Below are 3,839 nucleotides of genomic sequence, written 5' to 3' on the forward strand. Positions count from 1 at the left end.
GCCGGCTCGGAGCCGAGCACGGTCGCTCCACGAACGACCCCGGCGGAGCCGGGGGCGACGGTGACGTTCTCGAAGAACATGTAGAACTCGGCCGCGGGCTCGGCGAGGGCCGGACTGGCGGAGGCGGCGACGAACGCGCCTGCGACGCCCAGGCCGGCGAGCCATCGCCGGGTGGAGTGGGTGAGCATGAGGGGGATTCCTCCAAGTGGGGGATTCAGGTGCAGCCTGCGGATCTTAAGGAATCGCTAAGGTTCAGCGCCGCCCCTGATCACCGCCTGGTCGGCAAGACGAACCGAAAGGTTGATCACCGTCACCGCAACGTTCCACCGGCCCGCTCCCGTCATCTGAGGCAGGACCCCGGGAGGTGCAGTGACGTACGAGGAGTTCGCGGACACGCGACTTGCCCCGCTGCTGCGGTACGCGGTGATGCTCACCGGCGATCCGCACCAGGCGCAGGATCTGGTGCAGGAGACGATGGTCCGGGTCCAGCTGAACTGGCGGCGGGTCGTCCGCGCGGACTCACCCGAGCGGTACGTGCGCCGGATGCTCACCAACCAGTACGTCGACTGGAAGCGCGGCTCGTGGATGCGCCGGGTGCTGCTGCGCGGGGAGCCCGACGAGTCCCTGCCGGCGTCGGCCGACCACGCCCAGTCCGCCGTGGACCGGGACCAGATCTGGACCTGGCTGTCCCGGCTGCCACGCAGGCAGCGCGCCACCCTCGTGCTGCGCTACTACGAGGACCTACCCGACGCCGAGATCGCCGACATTCTCGGCTGCGCCGTCGGGACCGTACGTTCGTCCATCTCCCGGGCCCTGGCCACGCTCCGGGCCGAGTATGTGGAGGTTCGCTCATGATCGAGGATGACCTGCGGGCCGCCTTCGCCCGGCACGAGCCGCTGACCCCGCCGACCGGCCCGCTGCGGGCCGCCATCGACCGGCTGGCGATCGGCCGGCGTCGGCGCCGACGCCGCTGGCAGGCCGGTGGCACCGCGCTGGCCCTGCTCGGGGTGCTGGGGCTCGGGGTGCCCCTGCTGACCCCGGAGCGCGCGGGGCCGCCGCCGACCGCCGAGCTGCTCGGTGAGTCGGGTCGGCCGACACCGACCGGCGCGCTGAACATTCTGCTGCTCGGCATCGACGGCGACGGCCGGACGGCGGCACACGCGGACGCGGTCCTGTTGGTGCACATCCCGGCCGACCGCAGTCGCCCCTACCTGGTGTCGCTGCCACGTGACCTGGGGGTGCCGATTCCGGGCCAGGGGACCGACAAGCTGAACGCCGCGTTCCCGTTCGGCGCCGGGTTCACCCGCCCCGAGCTGACCAAGGGGTACGAACTGACTCGGCGTACGGTGGCCGAGCTGACCGGGGTCCGGGTGGACGCTGGCGTGGTGCTGACGTACCGCGCGGTGCGCTCGCTGACCGACGCCCTTGGCGGGGTGCCGGCCTGCCTGCCCGAGCGGGTGCGCTCCGTCCACACGAAGCGGGTCTTCCCGGCCGGCTGCCAACGTCTCGACGGCGCCGCGTCGGTCGACCTGCTCCGCCAGCGCTACGGTCTGCCCGAGGGGAGCCAGGACCGGGACCGCAACGCCCGGCTCTTCGCCGCCGGGCTGGTCCGCCAGACCACCGAGCAGGGCGTGCTCACCGATCCGGTACGCCTCGCCAAGCTGCTGACCACCGTCGGCCCGGACCTCGTCGTGTCACCCGACCGGGCCGCCATGCTGGACCTGCTGCGGCTCGCCTCCACGCTGCGATCGGTGGAGCCGGTCGGGATCGGCCTGCCGGTCGTCTGGCCGACCGGGAAGGACCGCTACCTGCGTACCGACCCGAGGCTCGCGCCGGAGTTCCTGACCGCGCTGCGGGAGGACCGGCTCGGCGACTGGGCGGCCCGTCACCCGAAGCTGGTCGACGAAGCTCGCTGAGCCGTCAGCGGTAGTCGTCCTCGTCCGCAGTGACCACCCGGGCCTGCTCCATGGCGTCCCAGTCGTCGACCTCCATGCCGCGCTGCGGCTCGACGTCGACGTGCGCCGGGTCGACCACGGTGGCCTGCTCGACCGCGTCGGCCGGCTCCGCCTCGGGGTCGCGTTCGTCCGCGGCGAGGTGGTCGCCGGGGGTGAAGTCCTCATCGGGCTGACCCATGGTCCCTCCCGGGTTCTCGGGGCACGATTCTCACCACCGTACGGGCTGCGTCGGCGGCGCGCGCGGAAGCCGAGTCGGCGGAATCAACCCATGATGGCGCGAGCCGATGCCAGGATGGTGCCGTGGGCTTCCTCATCCGACTGGCGATCACCGCGGTCGCGTTGTGGGTGACCACGCTGATCGTGCCCGGCGTCGACGTGCACGGCCGTTCGGGTGGCAACACCGTGCTCACGCTGATCGTGGTGGCGCTCATCTTCGGCGTGATCAACGCGGTGCTCAAGCCGATCATCCGGGTGGTCGGCTGCGTGTTCTACCTGCTGACCCTGGGCCTGTTTGCGCTGGTGGTCAACGCGCTGCTCTTCCTGCTCACCGACCGGATCGCCCGCGGGCTCGACCTGCCGTTCCAGGTGGACGGCTTCTGGGCGGCGTTCTGGGGAGCGATCGTGATGACAGTGGTCACCTGGCTGATCAGCGTCATCGTGCCGGACCGTCTGGACACCCGGTGAGCGGCTGACACCCCCCTCGGTTGGTCCTGCGCACCACACCTGCGGGATACTGCCGGGCGGAGGACAGCGCGGTCCGGCGCACAAGTGAACAACAGCGGCCAGCACGGCCGAGAGTGGTAAGTAAGGAGCGCATCACATGCCCATCGCTTCCCCCGAGGCCTACGCGGAGATGCTGGACCGCGCCAAGGCTGGCCGGTACGCGTACCCCGCGATCAACGTGACCTCCTCCCAGACGCTTAACGCGGCGCTCAAGGGCTTCGCCGACGCGGAGAGCGACGGCATCATCCAGGTCTCCACCGGTGGCGCCGAGTACCTGTCCGGTCCCTCGATCAAGGACATGGTGACCGGCGCGGTGGCGTTCGCCGCGTACGCGCACGAGGTGGCCAAGAAGTACCCGGTCAACATCGCGCTGCACACCGACCACTGCCCGAAGGACAAGCTGGACAAGTTCGTCCGTCCGCTGCTGGGCATCTCGCAGGAGCGCGTGAAGCGCGGCGAGCAGCCGCTGTACCAGTCGCACATGTGGGACGGCTCGGCCGTGCCGGTCGCCGAGAACCTGCAGATCGCCTCCCAGCTGCTCGACGAGGCCGCCAAGGCCAAGGTCGTCCTTGAGATCGAGGTCGGCGTCGTCGGTGGCGAGGAGGACGGCGTCGAGAACGCCATCAACGACAAGCTCTACACCACCACCGAGGACGGCCTGGCCATGGTCGAGGCGCTCGGCCTCGGCGAGAAGGGCCGCTACATGGCGGCGCTGACCTTCGGCAACGTGCACGGCGTCTACAAGCCGGGCAACGTCAAGCTCCGCCCGGAGATCCTGAACCAGATCCAGGAGGCGGTCGGCGCCAAGTACGGCAAGGACAAGCCGCTCAGCCTGGTCTTCCACGGCGGCTCGGGCTCCCTGCTGAGCGAGATCCGCGAGGCTCTCGACTACGGCGTCGTGAAGATGAACATCGACACCGACACGCAGTACGCCTTCACCCGGCCCGTCGCGGACCACATGCTCCGCAACTACGACGGCGTGCTGAAGGTCGACGGCGAGGTCGGCAACAAGAAGCTGTACGACCCGCGTGCCTGGGGCAAGGCCGCCGAGGCCGGCCTGGCCGCCCGTGTCGTCGAGGCGTGCGAGCACCTGCGCTCCACCGGCACCACGATGGCCAAGTAACGACGTTCCACCGACGGCCGGCTCTCCCTCGGGGAGCC

Annotated in this window: 5 protein-coding genes and 1 pseudogene; 4 read left to right on the plus strand and 2 right to left on the minus strand. The window is 70.4% G+C overall.

Translation table 11 applies throughout. The features are described from left to right. Positions 1-188 (minus strand): annotated as a pseudogene (locus tag AB0J68_RS28885) (LPXTG cell wall anchor domain-containing protein); the annotation flags it as partial. 181 nt (positions 189-369) lie between these two features. Here AB0J68_RS28885 and AB0J68_RS28890 point away from each other — a divergent pair. Continuing rightward, positions 370-855, plus strand: a complete 486-nt coding sequence (locus AB0J68_RS28890) for a SigE family RNA polymerase sigma factor (protein ID WP_354860244.1) — start codon at positions 370-372, stop codon at positions 853-855. Next, entirely contained in the window at positions 852-1,916 is a 1,065-nt protein-coding gene (locus AB0J68_RS28895) for an LCP family protein (RefSeq protein WP_363941650.1), read from the plus strand. The genes AB0J68_RS28890 and AB0J68_RS28895 overlap by 4 nt, the downstream gene beginning before the upstream one ends. Before the next feature lie 4 nt (positions 1,917-1,920). Here the strand turns inward: AB0J68_RS28895 and AB0J68_RS28900 are convergent, their stop codons facing one another. Beyond that, complete coding sequence (locus tag AB0J68_RS28900) at positions 1,921-2,133, minus strand: hypothetical protein (protein WP_354860249.1); 213 nt, start codon at positions 2,131-2,133, stop codon at positions 1,921-1,923. Between the two features lie 122 nt (positions 2,134-2,255). Between AB0J68_RS28900 and AB0J68_RS28905 the strand changes: the two genes are divergently transcribed. Together AB0J68_RS28905 and fbaA are read left to right on the plus strand one after the other, a co-directional pair. Continuing rightward, positions 2,256-2,639: a phage holin family protein gene (locus AB0J68_RS28905; protein WP_354860252.1), complete on the plus strand. Its 384-nt coding sequence runs from the start codon at positions 2,256-2,258 to the stop codon at positions 2,637-2,639. A gap of 136 nt (positions 2,640-2,775) precedes the next feature. After that, a complete protein-coding gene (gene fbaA, locus AB0J68_RS28910; protein WP_363941653.1) occupies positions 2,776-3,801 on the plus strand; it encodes a class II fructose-bisphosphate aldolase in 1,026 nt (341 codons plus the stop codon). Positions 3,802-3,839 lie beyond the last annotated feature (38 nt).

Source organism: Micromonospora sp. NPDC049580 (genome assembly GCF_040675595.1).
Taxonomy (GTDB): domain Bacteria; phylum Actinomycetota; class Actinomycetes; order Mycobacteriales; family Micromonosporaceae; genus Micromonospora.